Source organism: Corynebacterium nasorum, assembly GCF_022345765.1.
Classification (GTDB): domain Bacteria; phylum Actinomycetota; class Actinomycetes; order Mycobacteriales; family Mycobacteriaceae; genus Corynebacterium; species Corynebacterium kefirresidentii.
Window position 1 is genome coordinate 1 of sequence record NZ_JAKRDR010000035.1, and the last position, 2,728, is coordinate 2,728.

Genomic DNA, 2,728 nt, shown 5'->3' on the forward strand with positions numbered 1-2,728 from the left:
CCCGCTCCCGCTGCGGGCACCTAGGGGTGTCCTCGCTCCCGCTCCCGGCGTGCGGGCGCGCGCTCCGTCCTCGCGTCCAGCCCCGGGGGCGCGCCTACAGCGCCCGGCGTCTAGCCACCCGGCGGCTTGCCGGGCCGCGTCTACCGACCGCCGGAGGGCTACCCCGCCTAGAGATTTCGAGGAGTCTTTGCAGGTCAGCCGCCATTGCTACACCGTCATTGACAACCAGAAAACCCGTGGCATTGTGCCCCGTCATACGACGGGCACGAACCGTTTGCTTACGCTGCTTCCACCGCACGATTTCCACTCCAGCCGGCGAGACCCACGTTTTTGCACGCCTGTCCCTCATACGGTGCACGAGCACTGGACGAAAAATTTTCTTCCCGTCTTTCCAGATGTACGTCCGTTGACCGTATTTTCGCAGCGTACGACCCGCAAGAAGCATCTCATCGGACGTGAGATGAGCCGTGCCGTGCACTTTTCGCAGTCCCCGGTAACCCCAGAACCTTCCGACGGACTTGCCACTGCGTTTCCACAGCTCGGGAACGTTGTGCTGGTATTCTTTCGCGGCAAATTCGCCGTGCTTGCCGAAATACACGGCCATTCTCTTAGGGTCGCGGGCCCTCTCACCTTCCGAGTAATCAATACCCGTACCTGCGGCTTCGTGCAGTCTGCGCTGCACGGGATCCTCGACTCCGACTATGTCCGCCCAGGTCAGAGACAACCATTGCCGGAAAGGCAGACCGTCGCCGACGGCTTTTTTCCGGCGCGGCTTCGCAGACCGCTCACCACGCTCCCATTCGTACAGGCGGCGCATGTACTCGAGTTCCCTGTCCTCACCTGCACGGCCCGGCGGGATCATCATCAGAATATGGAAATGCGGCGCACCGCGAGACTGAAACTCCAGCTTCCAAATGCAAATGACTTTCACGCCAAAGTCACGCTCTAGCCTGCGGAAAAAGGCTTGCAGATGCTTTTTTACGGTCTCGCCATCAGGGGCTACTGCCTGCCAGTCACCTGGATACGTAAGCGTGACCATGCCCATCCTGCCGGGCTGCGCCAGCATCGGAGCCGAGTCGAGCTCCGCAATGGACGAAACCATACGTGACCTGGACTTTCGCGACCACTCGCGGATATAACGCTCTCCCGGCTCCACGTCAGACGGCATAATTATCGGAGCGTCGGCCTGCCTATTAGCAGTCCGCTCTCGACGATTCAGATCCGGAGCCGTCAGGCGAATAAGGCCCGGATAAATCTCGATTTGAGGAACCGGGCCTTCGCGCCCGTTCCAGGCGTTGCCGCCAATGGCGGCAGCCGCCTGGCGGCACTCATCTTCCGATCTAAAGCGATTTTTTACAGGCCGCTGACCAGGGCTTTCGCTTACACGCCTAGTTTTGGGACATGTAACAAGCCCAGCGGGCGTAGCCCGCTTGCTGTGGTCGCCGTTTTCCCCCTGGCCGTCCTCCGACGAGGATTCCTGGAGTGCCGTATAGCGTGTATCGCCTTTGGCTGCTACGCTAGTCATCAAAGAGCCCTCCTAACGCTCTTAGTTCGACCCCGCGCATTACGAGTCGCTAGCTCGCGCGGGGTTTCTCCGTTTTTCAAAGTCTTTTCCTTAGCTTATCTTCCGCGCCGTTTGTATCCACCAGGCGCGCTTATATCCGCGATTTTCCGCGCATTCGCGCGGGGCAAGGACGGGGAGAGAGGGGCGGGGATTCCCATCAGCCGATCATCTCGCGACTCTCATTTTGCCTGGTCACGGCACCATCGGCAGGGGCTAAAGCCCCCGCACCCCCTCAATCGCGGCGCGCATACGCGCCGCGATTGAGGGGGTGATACCCCTGGACCCGCCAGGGTTCTAGTCATCGTCACCGTGGCGCGGAGCAAAGGAAGAAGCAGCCGGGGTGCCGATAGCCTCCAAGTCGAGACGACCACTAGCCTCGCCATACTGAACACGAGTCACCGAGAAATCGCCCGTGACCGGCAATTTCTCGCCCAGCGAGCCGACACCAGACACATCAGGTTCCGAGGCGCTCGCCAGCACGACAGTCGCGTCCGTATCGATGGCGGATTTTCCGTTGACCTCGACAATTGGGGCCAATCCCTTCACTCGCCACAGCTTCTTACCGTCACGCGTCTCTTGTTCGTCGGTGCGCTTGTTGTCCTTGTAGACGAAGCGAGGGCTAACCTCCAATTCGTCTACCAAGCAAAGAGCTTCATTTACAGCAAATTTAAGTTCGAACATTGTTTCGAGTCTCCTAACGATCGGAAAGTTTTACAATAAAAATGGTACCATCACGCCGCCCGATTTGGTAGCTCTACCTGCGGTCATAAACTTGCGCAAATGTTGGAAAACGGTTAACTATCGCCCTATTCCTAAACCGGGAACACACATTTGCACAACTTTTCGAACGCCAATTATCGTTGTAGACACAGCCTGCTGACCTGCATAAAAGACCCCGAATTTTCTCTGGCGCGGCACCCCTCCGGCGATTTTCGGTGCGCGGCACTCCGTCACCCGCTCGTTCGGCTAGCCATTGCTCGGGCCAGCTGGGCACGCCCCTGACCAGGGACTTCCCGCTGCGGTCGTTCGTGCGTCCTCCGCCTCCCGCTCCCGCTGCGGGCACCTAGGGGTGTCCTCGCTCCCGCTCCCGGCGTGCGGGCGCGCGCTCCGTCCTCGCGTCCAGCCCCGGGGGCGCGCCTACAGCGCCCGGCGTCTAGCCACCCG

At 60.2% G+C, this 2,728-nt stretch carries 2 protein-coding genes; both read right to left on the minus strand.

Annotated elements, in window-relative coordinates; all coding sequences use genetic code 11:
- Window positions 1–94: 94 nt before the first annotated feature.
- Window positions 95–1,525, minus strand: a complete 1,431-nt coding sequence (locus MHK04_RS12095) for a rolling circle replication-associated protein (RefSeq protein WP_239227087.1) — start codon at window positions 1,523–1,525, stop codon at window positions 95–97.
- A gap of 333 nt (window positions 1,526–1,858) precedes the next feature.
- Window positions 1,859–2,245 (minus strand): hypothetical protein, encoded by a 387-nt coding sequence (locus tag MHK04_RS12100; RefSeq protein ID WP_239209018.1) that lies wholly within the window; start codon window positions 2,243–2,245, stop codon window positions 1,859–1,861.
- Window positions 2,246–2,728: the final 483 nt, after the last annotated feature.